20 protein-coding genes are annotated in these 20,698 nt (G+C 67.7%); 14 read left to right on the plus strand and 6 right to left on the minus strand.

Annotated features, from left to right (window positions below; genetic code table 11):
• Nucleotides 1–38: 38 nt before the first annotated feature.
• From KUV62_RS18845 to miaA, 3 genes are all read right to left on the minus strand, one after another.
• Entirely contained in the window at nt 39–1,724 is a 1,686-nt protein-coding gene (locus KUV62_RS18845; RefSeq protein WP_222605271.1) for an ABC transporter substrate-binding protein, read from the minus strand.
• Between the two features lie 93 nt (nt 1,725–1,817).
• Nucleotides 1,818–2,639, minus strand: coding sequence for a helix-turn-helix transcriptional regulator (locus KUV62_RS18850; protein ID WP_315901596.1), 822 nt, complete (start codon nt 2,637–2,639; stop codon nt 1,818–1,820).
• Nucleotides 2,636–3,544: a tRNA (adenosine(37)-N6)-dimethylallyltransferase MiaA gene (gene miaA, locus KUV62_RS18855; RefSeq protein WP_222605272.1), complete on the minus strand. Its 909-nt coding sequence runs from the start codon at nt 3,542–3,544 to the stop codon at nt 2,636–2,638. The genes KUV62_RS18850 and miaA overlap by 4 nt, the downstream gene beginning before the upstream one ends.
• Nucleotides 3,545–3,651: 107 nt before the next feature.
• On the opposite strand from miaA, the gene pyrH reads away from it, so the two are divergent.
• Complete coding sequence (gene pyrH, locus KUV62_RS18860; protein WP_222605273.1) at nt 3,652–4,377, plus strand: UMP kinase; 726 nt, start codon at nt 3,652–3,654, stop codon at nt 4,375–4,377.
• Between the two features lie 229 nt (nt 4,378–4,606).
• Here pyrH and KUV62_RS18865 read toward each other — a convergent pair whose 3' ends face one another.
• Both KUV62_RS18865 and KUV62_RS18870 read right to left on the minus strand, forming a co-directional pair.
• Nucleotides 4,607–5,962 (minus strand): TrkH family potassium uptake protein, encoded by a 1,356-nt coding sequence (locus KUV62_RS18865; protein WP_222605274.1) that lies wholly within the window; start codon nt 5,960–5,962, stop codon nt 4,607–4,609.
• 5 nt (nt 5,963–5,967) lie between these two features.
• Complete coding sequence (locus tag KUV62_RS18870; RefSeq protein ID WP_222605275.1) at nt 5,968–6,630, minus strand: potassium channel family protein; 663 nt, start codon at nt 6,628–6,630, stop codon at nt 5,968–5,970.
• A gap of 171 nt (nt 6,631–6,801) precedes the next feature.
• Here KUV62_RS18870 and frr point away from each other — a divergent pair, with 171 nt between their 5' ends.
• The 12 genes from frr (at nt 6,802) to lpxB (ending at nt 17,993) form a co-directional block, all read left to right on the plus strand.
• On the plus strand, nt 6,802–7,365 hold the full coding sequence (gene frr / locus KUV62_RS18875) for a ribosome recycling factor (protein ID WP_222605276.1): 564 nt from the start codon (nt 6,802–6,804) through the stop codon (nt 7,363–7,365).
• Nucleotides 7,366–7,405: 40 nt separating this feature from the next.
• A complete protein-coding gene (uppS, locus tag KUV62_RS18880; RefSeq protein WP_222605277.1) occupies nt 7,406–8,131 on the plus strand; it encodes a polyprenyl diphosphate synthase in 726 nt (241 codons plus the stop codon).
• The gene (locus KUV62_RS18885; RefSeq protein WP_222605278.1) at nt 8,128–8,916 is read left to right on the plus strand and encodes a phosphatidate cytidylyltransferase; all 789 of its coding nucleotides are present in this window, start codon (nt 8,128–8,130) and stop codon (nt 8,914–8,916) included. The genes uppS and KUV62_RS18885 overlap by 4 nt, the downstream gene beginning before the upstream one ends.
• On the plus strand, nt 8,913–10,085 hold the full coding sequence (gene dxr / locus KUV62_RS18890; protein ID WP_222605279.1) for a 1-deoxy-D-xylulose-5-phosphate reductoisomerase: 1,173 nt from the start codon (nt 8,913–8,915) through the stop codon (nt 10,083–10,085). Before KUV62_RS18885 ends, dxr begins: the two co-directional genes overlap by 4 nt.
• A 5-nt stretch (nt 10,086–10,090) precedes the next feature.
• Entirely contained in the window at nt 10,091–11,434 is a 1,344-nt protein-coding gene (rseP, locus tag KUV62_RS18895; RefSeq protein ID WP_222605280.1) for an RIP metalloprotease RseP, read from the plus strand.
• A 120-nt stretch (nt 11,435–11,554) separates the two neighbouring features.
• Nucleotides 11,555–11,680 carry a hypothetical protein gene (locus tag KUV62_RS22720; protein ID WP_261395758.1) on the plus strand — a complete coding sequence of 42 codons (126 nt, stop codon included), beginning with the start codon at nt 11,555–11,557 and terminating at the stop codon, nt 11,678–11,680.
• 173 nt (nt 11,681–11,853) lie between these two features.
• Nucleotides 11,854–14,124 (plus strand): outer membrane protein assembly factor BamA, encoded by a 2,271-nt coding sequence (gene bamA / locus KUV62_RS18900; protein WP_222605281.1) that lies wholly within the window; start codon nt 11,854–11,856, stop codon nt 14,122–14,124.
• A gap of 1 nt (nt 14,125) precedes the next feature.
• Complete coding sequence (locus KUV62_RS18905; RefSeq protein ID WP_222605282.1) at nt 14,126–14,713, plus strand: OmpH family outer membrane protein; 588 nt, start codon at nt 14,126–14,128, stop codon at nt 14,711–14,713.
• Nucleotides 14,714–14,781: 68 nt separating this feature from the next.
• On the plus strand, nt 14,782–15,243 hold the full coding sequence (gene fabZ / locus KUV62_RS18910) for a 3-hydroxyacyl-ACP dehydratase FabZ (protein WP_222605283.1): 462 nt from the start codon (nt 14,782–14,784) through the stop codon (nt 15,241–15,243).
• On the plus strand, nt 15,240–16,028 hold the full coding sequence (lpxA, locus tag KUV62_RS18915) for an acyl-ACP--UDP-N-acetylglucosamine O-acyltransferase (RefSeq protein ID WP_222605284.1): 789 nt from the start codon (nt 15,240–15,242) through the stop codon (nt 16,026–16,028). The genes fabZ and lpxA overlap by 4 nt, the downstream gene beginning before the upstream one ends.
• A 4-nt stretch (nt 16,029–16,032) precedes the next feature.
• The gene (locus tag KUV62_RS18920) at nt 16,033–16,818 is read left to right on the plus strand and encodes an LpxI family protein (RefSeq protein WP_222605285.1); all 786 of its coding nucleotides are present in this window, start codon (nt 16,033–16,035) and stop codon (nt 16,816–16,818) included.
• On the plus strand, nt 16,815–17,993 hold the full coding sequence (lpxB, locus tag KUV62_RS18925) for a lipid-A-disaccharide synthase (RefSeq protein ID WP_222605286.1): 1,179 nt from the start codon (nt 16,815–16,817) through the stop codon (nt 17,991–17,993). Before KUV62_RS18920 ends, lpxB begins: the two co-directional genes overlap by 4 nt.
• 59 nt (nt 17,994–18,052) lie before the next feature.
• On the opposite strand, the gene KUV62_RS18930 is transcribed toward lpxB, so the two are convergent.
• Nucleotides 18,053–18,706 (minus strand): invasion associated locus B family protein, encoded by a 654-nt coding sequence (locus tag KUV62_RS18930; RefSeq protein ID WP_222605287.1) that lies wholly within the window; start codon nt 18,704–18,706, stop codon nt 18,053–18,055.
• 401 nt (nt 18,707–19,107) lie between these two features.
• On the opposite strand from KUV62_RS18930, the gene KUV62_RS18935 reads away from it, so the two are divergent.
• A complete protein-coding gene (locus KUV62_RS18935; protein WP_222605288.1) occupies nt 19,108–20,691 on the plus strand; it encodes a helicase HerA-like domain-containing protein in 1,584 nt (527 codons plus the stop codon).
• The last annotated feature ends 7 nt before the right edge of the window (nt 20,692–20,698 follow it).

Genomic DNA, 20,698 nt, shown 5'->3' on the forward strand with positions numbered 1-20,698 from the left:
GACGGGGTCTCTCGGGGCGCCCTGAAGACGCGCGCAGCTCAGCCCTCCGAGAGGCCGAGCTTGTAGAGGTGGATCTCGAAGGAGGGATGCATCTCCGCGCCGGTGACGCCCGGGCGATAATGGCGGTAGAGCGAGCGCCAGTAGGGCTGCACGATCACCGCATCCTCCTGCAGAAGCCGCTCGATCCGCGCCATGACATCGCGCCGCGCGACATTGTCGGCGATGGCCAGCGCCTCCGCCACAAGCGCGTCGAACTCGGGATTGGCGTAGCCGGTCTCGTTCCACGACTCACCGGAGCGGTAGGCCAGCGCCAGAACCTGGATGCCGAGCGGGCGGTGGTTCCACTCGGTAATCGACAGCGGGTAGCTCTTCCACTCGCTCCAGAACCGGGCGCCGGGCAACACCGTGCGGCTGACCTTGATGCCAGCATCCTTGAGCAGTGCCTCGGCCGCATCGCCGGTGCGCATGGTGAGCCCGTCATCGAGGGTGATGAGCTCGTGCTCGAACTCCAGCATGCCGGCCTCTTCGAGCAGTGCCACCGCCGCCTCGGGATCGTAGGGCGTGGCGCCGACATCGGCATAATCGGGATGCACCGGCGCCACGTGGTGGTTCTCGGCCACGACGCCCAGCCCGGCATGGCCGAGCTCGAGGCAGATCTCGTTGTCGATGGCCAGCTGCAGGGCGCGGCGCACCCGGCGGTCGGCATAGGGCGCCTTGCCCGCGACCAGCGCCGCCTGGTTGGCGCGCAGCACCACGGTGGAGCCGGTCACCACCTCGGAACGCTGCCAGCCGAGCGCGTCACCGACGGCGATGAAATCGCCGATATTCTCGTAGAGCATGTCGACCTCGCCAGCCTCCGCGGCGGCGAGCCAGGCGGCGGGATCTGTGCCGTAATCGAGAAACTCGATGCGCTCGATGCTGGCGCCACCGAAGCCTTCGGCATGGTTTCCCCACCAGTCATGGCCATGGTTGCGGACCAGGACCGCTCTTTCGCCGGCGACGAGGCTCTCGGGCAGGTAGGGACCGGTGCCCACCGGGTTGGAAAGCATGGTCTCGGGGTCATGGCTGGCATGGACCGCCGCCGCCGGGTAATCGGCCAGCCCCACGATCAGCGCCACGTCGGGCATCGGCAGGCGGAGGCGCAGGGTCAGCGGGTCGAGCTCGGTCACCGCGCCGTCGAGCAGCTTGCCGGTTTCGCGGTCCACCAGCGTGGTGAGGCGGCCTGCCATTGAGTTGCCCTCGACCTCGCGGTCGCACCAATAATGGAACAGCCGGGTCACATCGGCGGCGGTGAAGGCCTCGCCGGTGGTCCAGCGCACGCCGGGCCTGACGTGCAGCAGGTACTCGGTTGCGTCGTCATTGACCTCCCAGCGCTCGAGCAGCATGCCGCGCACCGTGCCGTCGCGGTTGTATTCGACGAGATACTCGAGCCAGCCGCGGGTGATATTGGCGATCTCCGACCAGTCGGCGGTGCGCGGATCCTTTGGCGGGCGCACCTCCATCTGGATGCGAAGCGTGGAAGGCGCCTCCTCGGCCGCTTGCGGCGCCTCCTCGGCCGGCGCCGGCGCGCCGAGCCCGCCCAGCGCATAGGCCGCCCCGACGCTGAGCCCGAGACCGGTGACGCGGGTCAGGAACTCGCGCCGGCCGATCAGGCCCTGCGCCAGCTCGCGCGCGTAAAGCTGCGCCGCGGGATGAATCCTCCCGGGCTCGCCGGTCTCGCTCATGTCGCTCCCTTTCTGCCGCGGTGGCAGAGTCCGTCGCCGCAGATGAAACCCCATATCTGCCCGAAGGGGCAAGGATTTTCCGGTGTCAGCCCGCTAGTGGCGCAGCCCTGGACGGCCACCCGCCGCACGCTGTCCACGGCGGATCTCGGTGGGCGAATGGCCGGTATGGCTGCGGATGAAGCGGGTGAAATAGGGCGCGCTGTGGAAACCGAGGCTCTCGGCGATGCGATTGACCGGCGGATCGGGCTGGGTCAGCAGGCGCTGCGCCTCGTGCAGCTTGCGCTCGGCCAGCATCGCTGCGGCGGTACGGTCGCAGGCGGTGCGGGCGGTGCGGGTCAGGTGGGTCGGCGTCACGCCGAGGGCGGCGGCGTAGTCCGACACGCCGCGGTCGCTGCGGAACCCGGCGCAGAGCGCGCCGGCATAGAGCCGCATGAGCCGCTGCGCCGCGTTGGGCTTGCCGGTCTCCTGCGCTGCCGCCACGCCCTGGCGCTGCAGCCAGACCGCGACCAGGCTGGCATGGGCCGCGAGCGCCTCGGTGAGGAGGCCGCGCTGCTGGGTCTGCTCGCGCATCATCGCGTCGAGCAGGCCGGTGAGCTCGCCCTGGGCGCTGCCTTCGCGCACGCGCAGATGGCGGATGCCGTCGGGCCAGAGCCCGCCGCCCGCGGGGCAGTGCATCACCAGCCCGAGGCTCTGCATCCCCGGCTCGAGCGCGAACAGCGTCCCGGCCGGGATGAACAGGGCGTTATGCGGTCCGAGGCCGCGCCGCAGGCCCTCGACGATGGCGCGGCCCTGGCCGCGGGTGAGCCAGATCAGCGTGTGCTCGGGGCGGTCGTGCAGCAGGCGGTATTGCCATCCGGGAAGCTGCCCCAGAGACGCGACCCTGACGGGCGCGGTCATGGCGGCAGCGGCGCTCACGCGCCCGCCTCGGAGCCTGCCCCGGCGGGGACGATCTGCGGCCAGTCGCGCATCCGGGCGCGGAACCAGCTGCGCTGGCGCTTGGCGAATTGCCGGGTCAGGATGGTGGCGCGGCTCGCCGCCTCCGCGAGGCTGAGCTCGCCCTTCAGATGGGCGATCAGCTCGGCGGCGCCGATCGCCTTGGCCGAGGGCAGGTCGGGCGTCCATGTAGCGAGGTTGGCGCGGGCCTCGTCGAGCGCGCCCTCGTCGATCATCTTGTCGAACCGCGCCTCGATGCGCGGCGTGAGCCAGTGCTTCGGGGCGTCGAACAGGATCGGCTGGCAGCGCGTCAGCGGCAGCATCGGGGCAGGGGTCTCGTCCTGCCACGCGGCGATGCCGCGGCCGGTCGCGCGCAGCACCTCCCAGGCGCGCTGTACGCGCATCGGGTTGTTGATGTCGATGCGGGCGCGGGTCTCCGGGTCGAGCTCGGCGACCATGGCCTGTAGCGCGCCCTCCTCCAGCCGCGCCATGGCGCTCTGGCGAATCTCCGGCGGCGTTGCCGGGATCTCGGCCAGCCCCTCGGTGAGCGCGGTGAGATAGAGCCCGGTGCCGCCGACGATGATCGGGCGCTCGGGGCCCTCGAGAATCGGCGCCAGATCCCTCAGCCATTCGCCCACGGAATAGGCTTGGCTGCCCGGAACGTGACCATAGAGCCTGTGCGGCGCCTGCGCCTCTTCCTCGGGCGAGGGCCGCGCGGTCAGCACGCGCCAGTCGGAAAACACCTGGATCGCATCGGCATTGACGATCACCCCGCCATGCCGGGCCGCGATCTCCAGCGCCAGTGCCGACTTGCCGCTGGCGGTCGGACCGGCGATCAGGACCGGGCGCTCCGGGTCCGGCGCAAGGCGCGCGAGTCTGTCTCCCAAGCCGGCACCGATCACCGCTCACCCCCACATCCTGCGCCATTGCAGCGGCGCAGGTTTTCCGCCACATATGGCGCGCAGCATATCCCCTCTCAGCGACGGAGTTCAACATGGCCGAGGCACCGCAGACCACCTTCAAACGCGTCCTGCTGAAAATCTCCGGGGAGGCGCTGATGGGCGAGCAGGGCTACGGCCTGAACCCGCCCACCGTCGAGCGCATCGCGCGCGAGGTGAAGAGCGTGCACGACATGGGCGTCGAGATCTGCATGGTGATCGGCGGCGGCAACATCTTCCGCGGCCTCGCCGGCTCGGCCCAGGGCATGGAGCGCACCACCGCCGACTACATGGGCATGCTGGCCACGGTGATGAACGCGCTGGCGATGCAGTCGGCGCTGGAGGAACTGGGCGTGTTCACCCGGGTGATCTCGGCCATCCGCATGGACGAGGTGGCCGAGCCCTATATCCGCCGCCGCGCCGTGCGCCACCTCGAGAAGAAGCGCGTCTGCATCTTCGCCGCCGGCACCGGCAACCCCTATTTCACCACAGACACCGCCGCCACGCTGCGCGCCAACGAGATGGCCTGCGAGGCGATCTTCAAGGGCACCAAGGTCGACGGCGTCTACGACAAGGACCCGGTCAAGCACGACGACGCGGTGCGCTACGACAATGTCAGCTACGACGACGTGCTGGTGAAGAACCTCAAGGTGATGGACGCCTCCGCCATCGCGCTCGCCCGCGACAACAACCTGCCGATCATCGTCTTCTCGCTCGACGAGCCGGGCGGGTTCCGCGGCATCCTTGCCGGGCAGGGCACCTACACGACCGTCAGCGGCTGAAGCCGTCCCCGGCGCGCCCTGTTCTGCGGCGCCGTACCGGGCGGGAGCGTCGGGCCTGCCTCCGGCGGGAGTATTTTTGACGAAGAGAAGACAGGGGCGCATCGCCCTGACCTTCTCTGGTTTCCAAATACCTCGGGGGTGAATTGGCGCGTAGCGCCAAGAGGGGGCAGCGCCCCCTTGTCCGCTTGCCAAGCCGCGCCGATCCCGGGCAAACGCAGGGATCTGGCCTTCAGCCCAGGTGGATGCGGCCTTCCGGAAAGCGCACCCGCGGAACCGAGCGGGTGGCGAGGAAATAGCCCAGCGTCAGCGGGCCGACGCGGCCGATGAACATGATCACCATGATCACCACGCGTCCCGGCTCGGTCAGCTCGCCGGTGAAGCCGCGCGACAGGCCGACCGTGCCGAAGGCCGAGGCGACCTCGAAGCTCACGTCGAGGAAATGGCCTTCCTGCGTGGCGCTCAGGATGAACACCCCGATGAACACCAGCACGACGCTGATCGCGGTGAGCGCCATGACCTTGAGCACCTCCGGCAGGCTGATCGAGCGGCCGAAGGCGTTGAGCTGGGTGCGGCGCTGGAAGAAGGCCACCGTGGCGAGGCACATGACCACGAATGTGGTCACCTTGATGCCGCCCGCGGTCGAGGTCGGCCCGCCGCCGATCAGCATCAGCGAGATCACCATCAGCGCGGTGCTGTCATGCATGCCGGCCACGTCGATGGTGTTGAACCCGGCGGTGCGCGGCGTCACCCCCTGGAACCACGCCACCATCATCCGCACCGGGGCGCTGTCGAACTGCCCGAGCGTCTCCGGGTTGTGCCATTCGAGCGCCGCGAAGGCGCCCCAGCCCCAGAGGATCAGCACCGCACTCCCGGTCAGCATGATCTTGGTGTGCAGCGAGAACCGCGCCCAGCGGCGCAGCCGGGCGATGTCGTCGATCACCACGTAGCCGATGCCGCCCACGATGAAGAGCAGCGGGATCACGATGTTTACCATCGGATCGGCGGCGAAGGGCACGAGCCCGGTCGAGAAGGTCGAGAAGCCGGCATTGTTGAAGGCCGAGACCGAGTGGAACAGCGCCACCCAGAGCCCGCGCCCGAGCCCCAGCATCGGCACGAAGCTCACCGCCAGCAGCGCCGCGCCCACGAGTTCGCAGATCAGCACCACCTGGAAGATCCGCTTCACCAGGCGCATCAGCCGGTGGATCGAGCTCTGGTTCAGCTCCTCGCGCAGGTAGATCTGCCCGGTGAGCCCCACCGGCACCCTGAGCGCCGCCAGCACCAGCACCGCGAAGGTCATCAGTCCGAGCCCGCCGAGCTGGATCAGCACCATCAGCACCGCCTCGCCGAACATGGTGAACGCGCCCACCGGGTCGACCACCGACAGCCCGGTCACCGTCACCGCCGAGGTGGCGGTGAAGAAGGCCTCCGACCAGGTCATCGGGTGCAGCGTGGCGCCGGGAAGCTTGAAGCTGAGCGCGCCCAGCACGGTGAAGACTAGGTAAAGCGCCGCGAGGCTCAGCGGCGGCGAGACGTGCAACAGCCGGCGCGCGAGGCGCTGCTGCGGGACGTTGAAGCCGAATGTCATGGCGATCAGAGCTCTTCGCCGAAGGCCCGCAGGTCCCCGCGCTTGCCCAGCAGCAGTAGGCGGTCGTCCTTCTGCAGCGTTGCGGCGGGGTTGCTGCAGTCGCGGAACTCGGTGCCGCGCATCAGCCCGAGAAGCCGCAGGTCCGGGCGGTCCTCGAGCTTCAGTTTCTCGATCGGTACACCGTCGAGCCGCTCGGGCAGCAGGATGTTGACCACGCTGTAGCCATTGCCGAGGCTGACATAGTCCTTCATCGCCGGGTTGTTCAGCATCTGCGCGGTGTGGCGGCCCATTTCCTGCTCGGGCAGGATCACCCGGTCTGCGCCGAGTTTCGACAGAATGCGGTGATGGGTGCGGTTCGCGGCCTTGACCCAGATCCGGTCGAGCCCGAGCAACCGCAGGTTCATCGTTGTCAGGATGCTCGACTGGATGTCGGAGCCGATGGCGCAGAGCGCCACATCGTACTGGTCGATGCCGGCCTCGCGCATGGCGGTCTCGTCGGTGGTGTCGAGGATCGCTGTGGCGGTCAGCGTGTCGGCCAGGCGGGCCACGAGTTTCTCGTCGGAATCGACCCCCATGACATGGTTGCCGAAGCGCGCGAGTTCCTGTGCGACGGTGCTGCCGAAGGCGCCGAGGCCGATCACGACGAAGGTGGAATGGGAGCGAGGCAAGCGGCTCTCCTTCTGATGGGCGCTGTCCTGTCGGGCGACGTTTTCATCGGCCCGGGAGACTGTCAAGCGAGCCGCGGGGTAAGCCGGCGTTTCGTGCAAACGGCTATACATCCCAAGTTTCCTGCCTTAGAAAGCGGTCGGAACGAAAAACACCTGAGCGGGCAGACCAACATGTCAGAAGATTTCGAACTCGATACCGACGATCTCAAGCGCCGCATGGACGGCGCCATGTCGAACCTGCGCACCGAATTCGCCTCGCTCCGCACCGGCCGCGCCTCGGCTTCGATGCTCGAGCCGGTGCAGGTCGAAGCCTATGGCCAGATGACCCCGATCAACCAGGTCGGCACGGTAAACGTGCCCGAGCCGCGCATGGTCACCATCAATGTCTGGGACAAGGGCCTGGTGAACAAGGTCGAGAAGGCGATCCGCGAGTCGGGGCTGGGAATCAACCCCCAGATGAACGGCACCATCATCATGCTGCCGATTCCCGAGCTCAACGAGGAGCGCCGCCGCGAGCTCAGCAAGGTCGCCGGCCAATATGCCGAGCATGCCCGGGTTGCGGTTCGCAACGTGCGCCGCGATGGCATGGACCAGATCAAGAAGGCCAAGGCCGACGGCATGGCCGAGGATGACCAGAAATTCTGGGAAGCCGAGGTCCAGGAGCTGACCGACACCTATATCAAGAAGGTCGATCAGGCGCTGGAGACGAAGCAGGAAGAGATCATGCAGGTCTGAGCCCGACCGGCGGCGCCAGAGGCAAAGGGAGGGGCCTTACATGCCCAAACCGATCCGCGATGGCGCCGGTCCGCGTCATGTGGCGATCATCATGGACGGCAACGGCCGCTGGGCACAGCGCCGCGGCCGTCCGCGGCTGTTCGGCCACCATGCCGGGGCCAAGCGGGTGCGCGAGATCGTCGAGGCCTGCCCGGATCTGGGCGTTGGCTATGTGACGATCTTCGCCTTCTCCACCGAGAACTGGAAGCGCACCCAATCCGAGGTCGCGGGGCTGATGAGCCTGTTCCGGCGCTACATCACCAAGGAAGCGCGCTCGCTTCTGGGCGAGAACGTCCGCGTGCGCTTCATCGGCGACCGGGTGCGGCTCGACAAGAAGCTGGTCACCCTGATGGACGAGCTCGAGCAGCTCACCGCCGGCTGCACCGGGGTGAACCTCACCATCGCGATCAATTACGGCGGCCGTGACGAGGTGGCACGCGCCACCAAGCGCCTTGCGGAGGACGTGGCGGCGGGTCGGCTCGACCCGGCCAGCGTCGACGAGGAGACGCTGCCGAAATATCTCGATACCTGCGTTCTGCCCGATCCCGATCTGGTGATCCGGACCAGCGGCGAGGCGCGGATCTCGAACTTCCTGCTCTGGCAATCGGCCTATGCCGAATATGAATTCGTCGACACGCTCTGGCCCGATTTCAGCGCCGCAGAGTTCGGCTCCCTTGTGAGCGCCTACGGCTCACGCGAACGGCGCTACGGGGGCGTGAAGGCATGACTGGCTCACGATGGACCGACCTCAAGCCCCGGGTGCTCTCGGCGGCGGTTCTGATCGCCTTGGCGCTGGCCGCGGTGTGGATCGGCGGGCTCGCCTGGCGCGCTTTCATCTCGCTCGCCTGTGGCATCATGGTCTGGGAACTCGTGCGCATGGTGGATACCGCGCGCGACAAGTCTGCCAACATCCTCGGCATTCTGGCGGGGCTCTGCGCCCTGGCCACACCTTACCTGCCTCCGGCCTTTGCCTTGCCGCTGCTGCTGCTTCCGTCGATGGCGGGCTTCGGCCGGATGGAGCGCGGCGGCGTGACCTTTGCCGTCTTCACCGCGATGATATTGCTCGCGGGTTACGGATTCATGAAGCTGCGCTCGGATTTCGGCTTGGTCTGGATGCTCTGGCTGGTCTGCGTCGTGGTGATCACCGATGTGGGCGGCTATTTCGCCGGGCGCACCTTCGGCGGGCCGAAGCTCTGGCCGCGTGTCAGCCCCAAGAAGACCTGGTCCGGCGCCATCGCCGGCTGGCTCGGGGCCGCAATCGTCGGCCTGATCTTCGCAGGCACCACCCATGCCGGGGCCGGGCTCATGGGCATCTCGATCGCGATCTCCATGGCCAGCCAGATCGGCGACATGGCGGAGAGCACGATCAAGCGCCGGGCCGGGGTCAAGGACAGCTCCAACCTGCTGCCCGGCCATGGCGGCCTGCTCGACCGCTTCGACGGCATGCTGGGCGCGGCGCTGTTCCTGCTGATCGCGGGCCAGATCGTGGACTTTCCCCCGGGGCTTGAATGAGACGAATCTCGATTTTCGGAGCCACCGGCTCCATCGGGCAGAACACCATCGACCTGATCCAGCGCGACCCCGAGGCCTACCACGTGGTGGCGCTGAGCGGCGGGCGCAACATCGCGCAGCTGGCGCAGGATGCCCGCGCGCTGAAGGCCGAGATCGCCGTCACCGCCGACGAGGCGCTGCTGCCGGAGCTGCGGGAGCGGCTGGCCGGTAGCGGTGTCGAGGCGGCGGCGGGCGAGACCGCGCTGATCGAGGCCGCGCGGCGCCCGGCGGACTGGGTGATGTCGGCCATCGTCGGCGCTGCGGGGCTGCCGCCGGGGCTGGCGGCGCTCGAGCACGGCGCGACCCTGGCGCTGGCGAACAAGGAGAGCATGGTCTGCGCCGGCCCCTTGGTGATGCAGACCGCGCGCAGCCATGGCGGCACGGTGCTGCCGGTGGACAGCGAGCATTCGGCCGTCTTCCAGGCACTGATCGGCGAGGATCTCAGCGCCGTCGAGCGGGTCATCATCACCGCAAGTGGCGGCGCCTTTCGCGACTGGCCGCTCGAGAAGCTGGCCGAGGCCACGCCCGAGCAGGCCGCGACCCATCCCAACTGGGACATGGGCCAGCGCATCACCATCGACAGCGCCTCGATGTTCAACAAGGCGCTCGAGCTCATCGAGACCAAGGAATTCTTCGACATCGACCCGGGGCTCATCGAGGTGCTGGTGCACCCTGAATCGATGATTCACGCGCTGGTGGGCTTCAACGACGGCGCGCTGATGGCCCATGTGGGCCCGCCCGACATGCGTCACGCCATCGGCTTCGCGCTGCACCACCCGCGCCGCCGCACGCTTCCGGTGGAGCGGCTCGATCTGGTGAAGATGGGGCAGTTCACGTTCCGCGAGGCCTGCGAGACCCGCTGGCCGGCGCTGCGGCTGGCGCGCGAGGTGATGCAGGCGGGCGGGCTCTCGGGCGCGGTGTTCAACGCCGCCAAGGAGCGCGCGCTCGACGCCTTCATCGAAAAGCGCATCGGTTTCCAGCAGATGGCCGAGGTTGTCGAGGAAACACTTCAGCGTGCGTCGGCCCAATCCGGCCTTATTGCAGCCGGGATCGATCTTGATAACGTGCTTGCGGCTGACCATTTCGCCCGTAGGACTGCGGACGAAATAATGAAAACAAGTGAGAGGTAGAGCTTTTGGACCTAGCGCAGCTGATCCCGCAATTCGGAGGCGTGCTCTACACGCTCGTCGCCTTCGTCGTGGCGCTTTCGGTGATCGTGGCCATCCATGAATACGGCCATTACATCGTCGGGCGCTGGTCCGGGATCGATGCGGATGTGTTCTCGCTCGGCTTCGGGCCGGTGATCTACTCGCGCTACGACAAGCGCGGCACCAAGTGGCAGATCGCGGCGCTTCCGTTCGGCGGCTACGTCAAGTTCAAGGGCGACGCCAATGCCAGCGGCGGCGCCGATCTCGACAGCCTCGCGCATATGAGCGAGGCCGAGCGCCGGCGCACGATGAACGGCGCGCCGCTCTGGGCGCGGGCCGCCACCGTGGCCGCCGGACCGGTGTTCAACTTCGCGCTGACCATCCTGATCTTCACCGGGCTCTTCATGGTGCAGGGCAGGGTGACCGAGCCCTTCACCGTGGGCGACCTGCGGGCGCTGCCGGTGGCGCAGGAGCTGCGCGAGGGCGACGAGATCCTCGCCATCAACGGCGCGCCGCTGCCCGCCTTCGATGACAGCGAAGGCTTCGAGGCCTTCATGCGCGACCTGCCGCATGAGCCGGTCCTGCCCTATACCGTCGCCCGCGACGGGCAGGAGCTCGAGGTCGACGGGCCCTATGTCTATCCGCCGCTCGCCACCCAGATCGTGCCGCGCTCGGCCGCCAACGAGGCCGGGCTCGAACCGGGCGACATCATCCTGAGCATCGATGGCGAAGAGGCCTTCGCCTTCGAGCAGCTCAAGGAGAAGGTCGAGGGCTCGGAGGGCGCGTCGCTCGATCTCACGGTGTGGCGCGAGGGCGAAACTCTCGAGCTTGCGATGACACCGAAGCGCACCGACGAGCCGCTGCCGGATGGCGGCTACCAGGCGGTCTATCGCATCGGCATCGTGGGAGGGCTGGCCTTCGAGCCGGCGACCAGCATGATCGGCCCGGTCGACGCCTTCCTCGGCGGCGTGCAGCGCACCGGCGACATCATCTCGGGCTCGCTCTCGGGGCTCTGGAACATGGTGATCGGCAACATCTCGTCGTGCAACCTCTCGGGCCCGATCGGCATCGCCCAGACCAGCGGCGCGATGGCGAGCCAGGGCGGGCAGAGCTTCATCACCTTCATCGCCGTGCTGTCGACCGCGGTGGGCCTGCTCAACCTGTTCCCGGTGCCGGTTCTCGACGGCGGCCACCTGGTGTTTCACGCCTGGGAAGCGGTGACCGGTAAGCCGCCCTCCGACAAGGCGCTCAACGTGCTGATGTCGATCGGCCTGATCCTGATTCTGTCGCTGATGACCTTCGCACTGACCAACGATCTCTTCTGCCCCTGAGGCAGGGCGCTCCGCACGAGGACCATCGCCGCGTTTTCGTGCGGAGGCTGCCGCAAATCAGCCGCAATGCGTGGATAGAAACGGTTCGGAAACCAATCACTGGAACCCGGCTGGACCACCATGCACACGATTCAAACCGGATATCGCGGCCTCGGCCTGCTCGTCATGATCAACCTGGATCGCCTGCTCAGCATCTTCGCGATTGCCGTCGCGTTGTATTTGGGCGCCTTTCTCGGATCGCTCTGAAATCCAACCGTTTCGGCTTTTGACAAGGTTCTTCAATCCCGATACTCACGTTAAAAAACGAAGGCGGAGTGGATTGAAGGATGACCCAAGGGCTATCGGGGGCCAGCCTCCTGTGCGGCGCGCGCAATCTTAAAATTGGCAGCTCGCTGGCGGCGCTTTCCGTCGCGATTTCAATGGCTTTCACGGCGCTTCCCGCTCCGGCCCAAGCCCAGACATTCTCGTTCAGCAACGTCTCGATCGAGGGCAACCAGCGTATCGAGGCCGGCACCATCCTGAGCTATGCCGGCATCGCACGCGGTGCGCCGGTCTCGGGTGGCGAGCTGAACGCCGCCTACCAGCGCATCGTCGCCTCCGGGCTCTTCGAGACCGTCGAGATCGTGCCGCAGGGCAACACGCTGGTGATCCGCGTGACCGAGTATCCGACGGTCAACCGCATCGTCTTCGAGGGCAATCGCCGCATCAAGGACGAGGATCTCGCGACCATCGTGACCGCGCAGCCGCGCCGGGTCTACAGCCCCAGCGCCGCCGAGCAGGATGCCAACGCCATCGCCGAGGCCTATACCCAGCAGGGCCGCATCGCCGCCCGGGTGACCCCGAAGCTGATCAAGCGCTCCGACAACCGCGTCGATCTGGTCTACGAGATCTTCGAGGGCGGCGTGACCGAGGTCGAGCGCATCGCCTTCGTCGGCAATACCGAGTTCAGCGACCGCCGCCTGCGCCGCGTGCTCGAGACCAAGCAGGCCGGCCTGCTGCGCGCGATCATCACCAAGGACACCTTCATCGCCGATCGGATCGAGTTCGACCGGCAGCTGCTTCAGGATTTCTATTCCTCGCGCGGCTATGTCGATTTCCGCATCACCGGGGTGAATGCCGAGCTGGCCTCCGAGCGTGACGCATATTTCGTCACCTTCAACGTCGAGGAAGGCCAGCAGTTCAACATCGGTCAAATCAGCGTCGAGTCCGATCTCCCCGAGGTCGATACCGAGCTTTTCCGCGACGCCATCAAGATGAAGTCGGGCCAGACCTACTCGCCGTCGACCGTCGAGAACGAGATCGCCCGTCTCGAACGGCTCGGCGTGCAGGAAGGGCTGACCTTCGTTCGCGTCGATCCCCGCATCACCCGCAACGACCGCACCCAGACCCTCGACGTGACCTTCGAAATGACCCGCGGCGAGCGGATCTTCGTCGAGCGCATCGACATCGAGGGCAACACCACAACGCTCGACCGCGTGGTGCGGCGCCAGTTCGACACCGCCGAGGGCGATCCGTTCAACCCGCGGGCCATCCGACAGGCGGCCGAGCGCATCCGTGCGTTGGGGTATTTTTCCACCGCCGACGTCAACGCGCGCGAGGGCACCACGCCGCAGCAGGTCATCATCGACGTCAATGTCGAGGAACAGCCCACCGGCTCGATCAGCTTCGGCGGCTCCTACTCGACCTCGAACGGCATCGGCCTCGCGATCTCGTTCAGCGAGCGCAACTTCCTCGGCCGCGGCCAGCGCCTGTCGCTCGGCGTCAGCACCGCGTCGACCAACAACAACTACTCCTTCAACTTCGTCGAGCCGGCCTTCTTGGGCCGCGACCTCAGCTTCGGCCTCGGCGCGAGCTACACCTCGACCGAACAGGAATATGCCGAGTTCGATACCGCCAAGGGCATCTTCCGCCCGAGCATCGGCTTCCCGGTGTCGGATTTCGGACGCCTGAGCCTGCGCTACACGCTGGAATACAGTGACATCCTCAACACCGACGAGGGGGACACCGGCCAGATCATCCGCGCCGAGGAAGAGCTGGGCGAGCGCTGGGACAGCAGCCTCGGCTACACGTTCAGCTGGGACACCCGCCGCGACGGGCTCGATCCCAATGCCGGCGTGCTGCTCGAGTTCGGTCAGGATTTCGGCGGTCTCGGCGGCGATACCAGCTTCATCCGCACCAACCTGCGCGCCATCGCGCAGCGCAAGGTCTGGAACGAGGAAGTCACGCTGCGTGCCTCGCTGGAGGCCGGCGCGATCAACTACACCAGCGGTGTGAGCCGCGTGACCGACCGTTTCCGCCTCAGCGACTCGACCTTCCGGGGCTTCGAGTATGGCGGCATCGGCCCGCGCGAATACAACAAGGCAGAAGATGTCGACGACTCGCTCGGCGGCAACTATTTCGCCGTCATGCGCTTCGAGGCGGAGTTCCCGCTCGGCCTGCCGGATGAATACGGCATCAGCGGCGGCCTGTTCTACGACATGGGCTCGGTCTGGGGCCTGGATGACGAAACCGTCTCCTCCACCACCAATGATGTCCTCTACGAGGATTTCAGCCTGCGTCACGCCATCGGCGTCTCGGTGTTCTGGGACTCGGCGCTCGGGCCGCTCCGGCTCAACTTCTCGCGTCCGATCACCAAGGAAGACAAGGACAACGAGCAGAACTTCAGCCTGACCGTCTCGACCGAGTTCTGAGATGAGGCGTGCTCTGAGGCTCTGCGCGCTTGCGCTCGGCCTGGGATGGGCCGCTGGGACCGCGTCCGCGCAGGACGCGGCGCCCGGGATTGTCGAGAGCGCGATCCTGACGGTAGAGTTCGACCGGCTGTTTTCCGAGAGCGCCTATGGCGAGCGCGTGGCGCGCACGCTCGAGGCGGAAGGCGCCGAGATCGCGGCGGAGAACCGGCGCATCGAGGCTGAGCTCACCGCCGAGGAGCGTGCCCTCACCGAGAAGCGGGCCGAACTCGATGCGCTGGCCTTCCGCGAGCTGGCCGATGCCTTCGACGAGAAGGTGCAGGCGCTGCGCCGGGAGCAGGATGCCAAGGCCCGCGCCATCGGTGAGCTCTCCGAGGAAGAGCGACGCCGCTTCATCGCGGCGGCCGAGCCGGTGATCGACCGGATCATGCGCGAGGCGGGTGCCGTGGTGATCCTCGACAAGCGCTCGGTCTTCCTCTCCGAGGACGTGATCGACATCACCGATGCCGCCATCGCACGGATCGACGCCGCAATCGGGGATGGTGCGGCGCCGGAGGACGGCGCCGAGACCGCTCCCGCCGCCCAGCCCTGACCGCTCGGCGCTTGCCCCGTCACGCCGCTATTGCTAGGGACAGGGCAACAGATCGACAGGAAAACACCATGACCGACACGTTGCTCACCGCGGATATCCAGCTGATCCAGCGCATTCTGCCGCACCGGTATCCCTTCCTTCTGGTCGACCGGGTGATCGAGATCGACGGCTACAAGTCGGCGGTCGGCATCAAGAACGTCACCATGAACGAGCCGCATTTCCAGGGCCATTTCCCGGGCCAGCCGATCATGCCCGGCGTCACCATCGCCGAGGCGATGGCGCAGACCGCCGCCGTCATGGTGGGCACCGCGCTCGATCTCGCCGACAAGGATCTGAAGGTCTATTTCATGGCCATCGACAAGTGCAAGTTCCGCCGGATGGTCGTCCCCGGCGACCAGCTGCGCATGAACCTCACGACCCTGCGCGGCAAGCCCGGCGGCAAGGTCTGGAAGTTCGGCGGCGTGGCCGAGGTCGAGGGCGAGATGGCCTGCGAAGTCGAATTCACCGCGATGATGGACCTGCCGGCGTGACCGAGACACAGATCCATCCGTCTGCCGTCATCGAGGACGGGGCGCAGATTGGCGAGGGCTGCATCATCGGCCCGTTCTGCCATGTCGGCCCCGAGGTGGTTCTGGGGCCGCGCGTCGAGCTGAAATCGCACGTGGTCGTTACCGGGCGCACCGAGATCGGCGAGGAGACCGTGATCTTCTCCTTCGCGGTGATCGGCGAGATCCCGCAGGATCTCAAGTTCCGTGGCGAAAGCACCAGCCTCGTCGTCGGCAAACGCAACCGCATCCGCGAGCACGTGACGATGAACTCCGGCACCGACGGCGGTGGCGGCGTGACCCGCGTCGGCGATGACGGGCTGTTCATGGCCGGCTGCCACGTGGCGCATGACGTCCATGTCGGCGACCGGGTGATCCTGGTCAACAACTCCGCCGTTGCCGGGCATTGCGTGATCGAGGATGACGTGATCGTGGGCGGCCTGTCGGGCGTGCACCAGTGGGTGCGCATCGGGCGCGGCGCGATCATCGGCGCGGTGACCATGGTCACCAACGACGTGATCCCCTACGGCCTCGTGCAGGCGCCCCGGGGCAAGCTCGACGGGCTCAATCTCGTGGGGCTGAAGCGCCGCGGCGTGAGCCGGGCCGACATCACTGCGCTGCGCGCTGCGTTCCAGATGCTGGCGCAGGGCGAAGGGGCCTTTGCCGATCGCGCCAAGCGGCTCGGGGACGAGACCCAGAGCGAGTATGTGCGCGAGATCGTCGATTTCATCCTCGGCGACAGCGACCGTCATTTCCTGACCCCGGGCTGAGCGCATGCTGGCGCTGATCGCAGGGCAGGGCGCCTTGCCCCGCGCGGTGGCCGAGGCCTGCCCGGGGCGCCCTCTGATCTGCGCCCTCGAGCCGCATGTGCCCGAGGGGCTCCCGGTGGACCGCAGCTTTCGCATCGAGACGCTGGGCAGCTTCCTGCACTGGCTGCGCCGGCGCGGCGTGACGCGGATCTGCATGGTCGGCCGCGTCGCCCGACCGGAGATCAAACTCAGTCGCCTTGACTGGCGCACGGTGCTGATGCTGCCCGCCTTCCGCCGGGCGCTGAAACGCGGCGATGATGGCGCGCTGCGCATCGTCATCGGCCTGCTCGAGGGGGCGGGCTTCGAGGTGGTGGGCGCGCATGAAGCCGCCCCCGACCTGCTGCCGCCCGCCGGTGTCCTGACACAGGTCCAGCCCGACGCCGCCGCCATCGCAGCGGCGCGTCTCGGCGACCGGGTGAGCGCCGAGCAGGGCGCCCGCGATTTCGGGCAGGCCTGTGTGATCCGCGACGGCGCGGTGCTGGCACGCGAGGACGAGGCCGGCACCGATGCCATGATCGATGCGCTCGAGACCGCCGCCGGCGGCGTGCTCTACAAGGCCGAGAAGCCGGGGCAGGACCACCGCGCCGATCTGCCGGTGGTCGGCCCCCGCACCGCCAGGGGCGCCATCCGGGCGGGGCTCTCGGGCATCGTCCTGTCCGCGGGCGGCGTGATGATGCTCGACCGGGCCGCGATGGTTCGAGAGCTCGATGCCGCCGGTCTGTTTCTCTGGGTGCGGGAGCGCGAGGCATGAAAGTCTATATCACCGCGGGCGAGCCCTCGGGCGACAAGCTCGGAGCAGCGCTGATGGAAGGGCTCAAGGCACGGGTGCCCGGGGTCCAGTTCACCGGCATCGGCGGCGAGCGGATGATCGCGCAGGGGCTCGAGAGCCTGTTCCCGATGGACGAAATCTCGGTCATGGGGATCACCGAGATCCTGCGCCAATACGGCAAGCTCAAGGCCCGCATCCGCGAGACCGCCGAGGCGATCATCGCCGCGAAACCGGATGTGCTGATCACCGTCGACCTGCCGGAATTCTCGTTGCGGGTGGCCGAGCTGGTCAAGGCGCGCTCCGATATTCGCGTGGTGCATTACGTGGCCCCCACGGTCTGGGCCTGGCGGCCGAAGCGCGCGACCAAGATGGCGCGACATGTCGACCAGGTGCTGGCGCTGCTGCCCTTCGAGCCATCCTATATGGAAGCCGCCGGGATGCGCTGCGATTTCGTCGGCCACCCAGTGGTGACCGAGCCGCAGGCCACGCCCGAGGAGGCCGCGGCCTTCCGCGTGCGGCATGGGTTGGGCGACGCGCCGCTGGCGCTGATCCTGCCCGGCTCGCGCCGCTCCGAGGTCTCACGGCTGGCGCCGGTCTTCGGCGAGGTCGTCGCGCGGCTGCAGCAGGAGCGCCCGGAACTGCGCTTCGTCTTGCCCGCCGCCGCCCCGGTGGCGCCGCTGGTCGAGGAGCTTTGCGCGAGCTGGGCCGAAGCGCCGCTGGTGCTCGACCCTCGCGAGCTGGGCGAGGCCATGGCCGCCGAGAAGCGCGCCGCCTTCGCCGCCGCCGACGTGGCGCTCGCGGCCTCGGGCACCGTCTCGCTCGAGCTCGCGGCGGCGGGCACGCCGATGGTGGTGGCCTATGACATGGGCTGGCTCTCGCGCCAGATCATCGGGCGGATGCTGCTGGTGGATACGGTGACCCTGGTCAATCTGGTCTCCGAGACCCGCGCCATTCCGGAATTCATCGGCAAGGACTGCCGACCCGCTCCAATCGCCGACGCGCTGCTCTCCGTGCTCGAGGCGCCTGAGGCGCAGGTCGAGGCGATGGCCGTCACAATGGAGCGGCTGGGCCGCGGCGGCCCGAATCCGGGCGACCGCGCCGCGCAGGCGGTGCTGGAGGGGCTGGGGCGAAGCCAGGCGCCGGTGGTCCCGGGATGAGAAAAGGGCCGCGGGATGCCTCCCGCGGCCCTCTTTTTCTGCTCCGGCGTCCGCTGCGCTTACTGGCGCAGCTCGGAGGCCTCGTCGAAGCCGGCGGTGAAACCGGACAGCGACATCTCGAGTTCGACGCGCTGGTCCGGGGCCAAGGCGGGCACGATCGAGACGGTGGCGGAGCTGCCGGCCTTGAAGCGGGCCACGTCATCGGCGGTGAAGCCGACGCGCGCGTAGCAGCCGATCTGGGTGCAGAACGAGAAATCGTAACGCTTGGCCTGGCCACCATCGACGGCCACGGTCAGCTTCTGGGTCAGCAGGGTCTCGAGCGGCACGACGAAGGTGCCACCGGCAACCACCTGGCCACCGTTCTGCAGGCGGAACACGCTGACCTCGGCCACGTCGCCACCGTTCTCGTCCTTGAGAAGCTGGTACATCTGGCAGGGGTCCTCGGCCTCGGTGCCCTCGGGCACGCGCAGGCACTGCACCTGCCAGTCGCCGTGGGTCGCCTTGGTGTAGGTCTCGGGCTGCTGGCTGCCGGGGGTGGCGTCAGCATCGGACTCCCCCATGCTCAGCCCGCCGCCGATGGCGGTCTGCGGCTGTTCAGCGGGCTGTTCTGCTGGCTGCTCGGAGGACTGCGCGCTGTCCTGGGCGAATGCCGGTGCGGCAGAGAGGCCGGCCACGAGCGGCAGGGCCCACAGGGCGGAAAGCAGTCTGGTCATGGAAACTCCCTCGGAATGGTCATGAGTCCTCGTCCGAGTATCACGGCGCCGACGCGGTGTCAGGCCGGAATTGACGCACCCCGGACACGATGGCGGGAAGCCGCAAGCCGGTAGAACAAAAGAGAAAAGGGACCAGATGGTCCCTTCCCCCTTGCTCCCTGCCGGACCGGCCGGCTTTGTCATTGGCCGAACGCTACGAAACTCTTTTGAAGCGGTCAACAGGCTTTCTCACGTCAGCGCGATCACAACTGCATAAAAAGGCCGCGCCCGAGAGCGCGGCCAGTCTGACAGGGAGGAAGTCTGCCCGGAGCAGGAGAGGACATGATGCCCCGGGCAAAAAAGACACTGGCCTCAAAAGGTTAACATTGTATGCTCGGAGCGCACGCGCGTGGAGGTCCGGCATGGAAAGTGGCGTTTTTTTGGGCGGTGGCGGAGAGGGCTACGGCGAGAAGCAATGTCTGGCGCTGAAATATGCAAATCGCCACGGGCTGATCGCGGGCGCCACCGGCACCGGCAAGACGGTGACACTGCAGATCCTCGCCGAGGGCTTCTCGGCGGCGGGCGTTCCGGTGTTTCTCGCCGATGTGAAGGGGGATCTCTCGGGGCTTGCGAAGGCGGGCAGCGCGGAGGGCAAGCTGCATGACGCCTTCGCCAAGCGCAACGCCACCATCGGGTTCGACAATTTCTCCTACAGCGCCTTCCCGACGGTGTTCTGGGATCTCTTCGGCGCGCAGGGCCATCCCGTGCGCACCACCGTGGCCGAGATGGGCCCGCTGCTGCTGGCGCGGCTGCTCGAACTCACCGACGCGCAGGAGGGCGTGCTCAACATCGCCTTCCGCCTGTCGGACGAGCAGGGCCTGCCGCTGCTGGATCTCAAGGATCTTCAGGCGCTGCTGGTCTGGGTCGGTGAGAACGCCAAGGAGCTGTCGCTGCGCTACGGCAACGTCTCGACCGCCTCGATCGGGGCCATCCAGCGCCGGCTTCTGGTGCTTGAGAACCAGGGCGGCGACAAGCTCTTCGGCGAGCCGGCGCTGGCCCTGTCGGACCTGATGCAGCTCGCCCCCGACGGGCGCGGCCATGTCAATATCCTCGCCGCCGACGCGCTGATGGGCTCGCCGCGGCTCTACGCAACATTCCTGCTCTGGCTGCTCTCGGAGCTGTTCGAGGAGCTGCCCGAGGTCGGCAACCCCGACAAGCCGAAGCTGGTGTTCTTCTTCGACGAGGCGCATCTGCTGTTCGACGACGCACCGAAGGCGCTGGTCGACAAGGTCGAGCAGGTGGCGCGGCTGATCCGATCCAAGGGGGTGGGGGTGTATTTCATCACCCAGAACCCCGATGACATTCCCGACGACATTCTCGGCCAGCTCGGCAACCGGGTGCAGCACGCGCTGCGTGCCTTCACCGCGCGCGACAAGAAGGCGCTGCGGCAGGCCGCCGAGACCTACCGTCCGAACCCCGCTTTCGACACCGAGGTGGCGATCCGCGAGGTCGGCACCGGCGAAGCCGTGACCTCGATGCTGCAGGAGAAGGGGGTGCCGGGCATCGTCGAACGCACGCTGATCCGTCCGCCCGCGTCGCAGCTCGGACCGATCACCCCGGAGGAGCGCGCGGCGGTACTGGCGGGCTCGACGCTCGCGGCGAGATACGACACGCCGCTCGACCGGCACTCGGCCTACGAGATCCTCAAGGGCAGGGCCGAGGAGGCGGCGAAAGCGGCCGAGGAGGCGGATCGCGCGGAGCAGGGCTCGGAGGAGGCCGGGGATGCCGGTGAGATGATCCGCGAGTACAACCGCGCCCGGCGCTACGATCCGACACCGCGCGCCAAGCCGGTGCGCAAGACCGCGAGCAAGCCGCGCTCCAGCCGCTACAGCGCGCCGAACTCCATCGGCGAGGCGCTCGGGCAGGCGGTTCTGAAAGAGCTGTCCGGCACCACTGGCAAGCGGTTGGTGCGCGGCATCCTCGGCGGGCTTTTCAAGGCGCGCTGAGCGCCGC

Source organism: Salipiger bermudensis (assembly GCF_019801965.1).
GTDB classification, from domain to species: Bacteria; Pseudomonadota; Alphaproteobacteria; order Rhodobacterales; family Rhodobacteraceae; genus Salipiger; species Salipiger bermudensis_A.

Bases quoted from the DNA above. Each gene is read 5' to 3' on its own strand.
- KUV62_RS18865 (WP_222605274.1), bottom strand. From the start codon at position 5,962: ATGACATTCGGCTTCAACGTCCCGCAGCAGCGCCTCGCGCGCCGGCTG.
- bamA (WP_222605281.1), top strand. From the start codon at position 11,854: ATGGCTTTCACGGCGCTTCCCGCTCCGGCCCAAGCCCAGACATTCTCG.
- uppS (WP_222605277.1), top strand. From the start codon at position 7,406: ATGCCCAAACCGATCCGCGATGGCGCCGGTCCGCGTCATGTGGCGATC.
- frr (WP_222605276.1), top strand. From the start codon at position 6,802: ATGTCAGAAGATTTCGAACTCGATACCGACGATCTCAAGCGCCGCATG.
- KUV62_RS18845 (WP_222605271.1), bottom strand. From the start codon at position 1,724: ATGAGCGAGACCGGCGAGCCCGGGAGGATTCATCCCGCGGCGCAGCTT.
- lpxB (WP_222605286.1), top strand. From the start codon at position 16,815: ATGAAAGTCTATATCACCGCGGGCGAGCCCTCGGGCGACAAGCTCGGA.
- KUV62_RS18905 (WP_222605282.1), top strand. From the start codon at position 14,126: ATGAGGCGTGCTCTGAGGCTCTGCGCGCTTGCGCTCGGCCTGGGATGG.
- KUV62_RS18930 (WP_222605287.1), bottom strand. From the start codon at position 18,706: ATGACCAGACTGCTTTCCGCCCTGTGGGCCCTGCCGCTCGTGGCCGGC.
- KUV62_RS22720 (WP_261395758.1), top strand. From the start codon at position 11,555: ATGCACACGATTCAAACCGGATATCGCGGCCTCGGCCTGCTCGTCATG.
- KUV62_RS18935 (WP_222605288.1), top strand. From the start codon at position 19,108: ATGGAAAGTGGCGTTTTTTTGGGCGGTGGCGGAGAGGGCTACGGCGAG.
- dxr (WP_222605279.1), top strand. From the start codon at position 8,913: ATGAGACGAATCTCGATTTTCGGAGCCACCGGCTCCATCGGGCAGAAC.
- KUV62_RS18885 (WP_222605278.1), top strand. From the start codon at position 8,128: ATGACTGGCTCACGATGGACCGACCTCAAGCCCCGGGTGCTCTCGGCG.
- KUV62_RS18920 (WP_222605285.1), top strand. From the start codon at position 16,033: ATGCTGGCGCTGATCGCAGGGCAGGGCGCCTTGCCCCGCGCGGTGGCC.
- fabZ (WP_222605283.1), top strand. From the start codon at position 14,782: ATGACCGACACGTTGCTCACCGCGGATATCCAGCTGATCCAGCGCATT.
- pyrH (WP_222605273.1), top strand. From the start codon at position 3,652: ATGGCCGAGGCACCGCAGACCACCTTCAAACGCGTCCTGCTGAAAATC.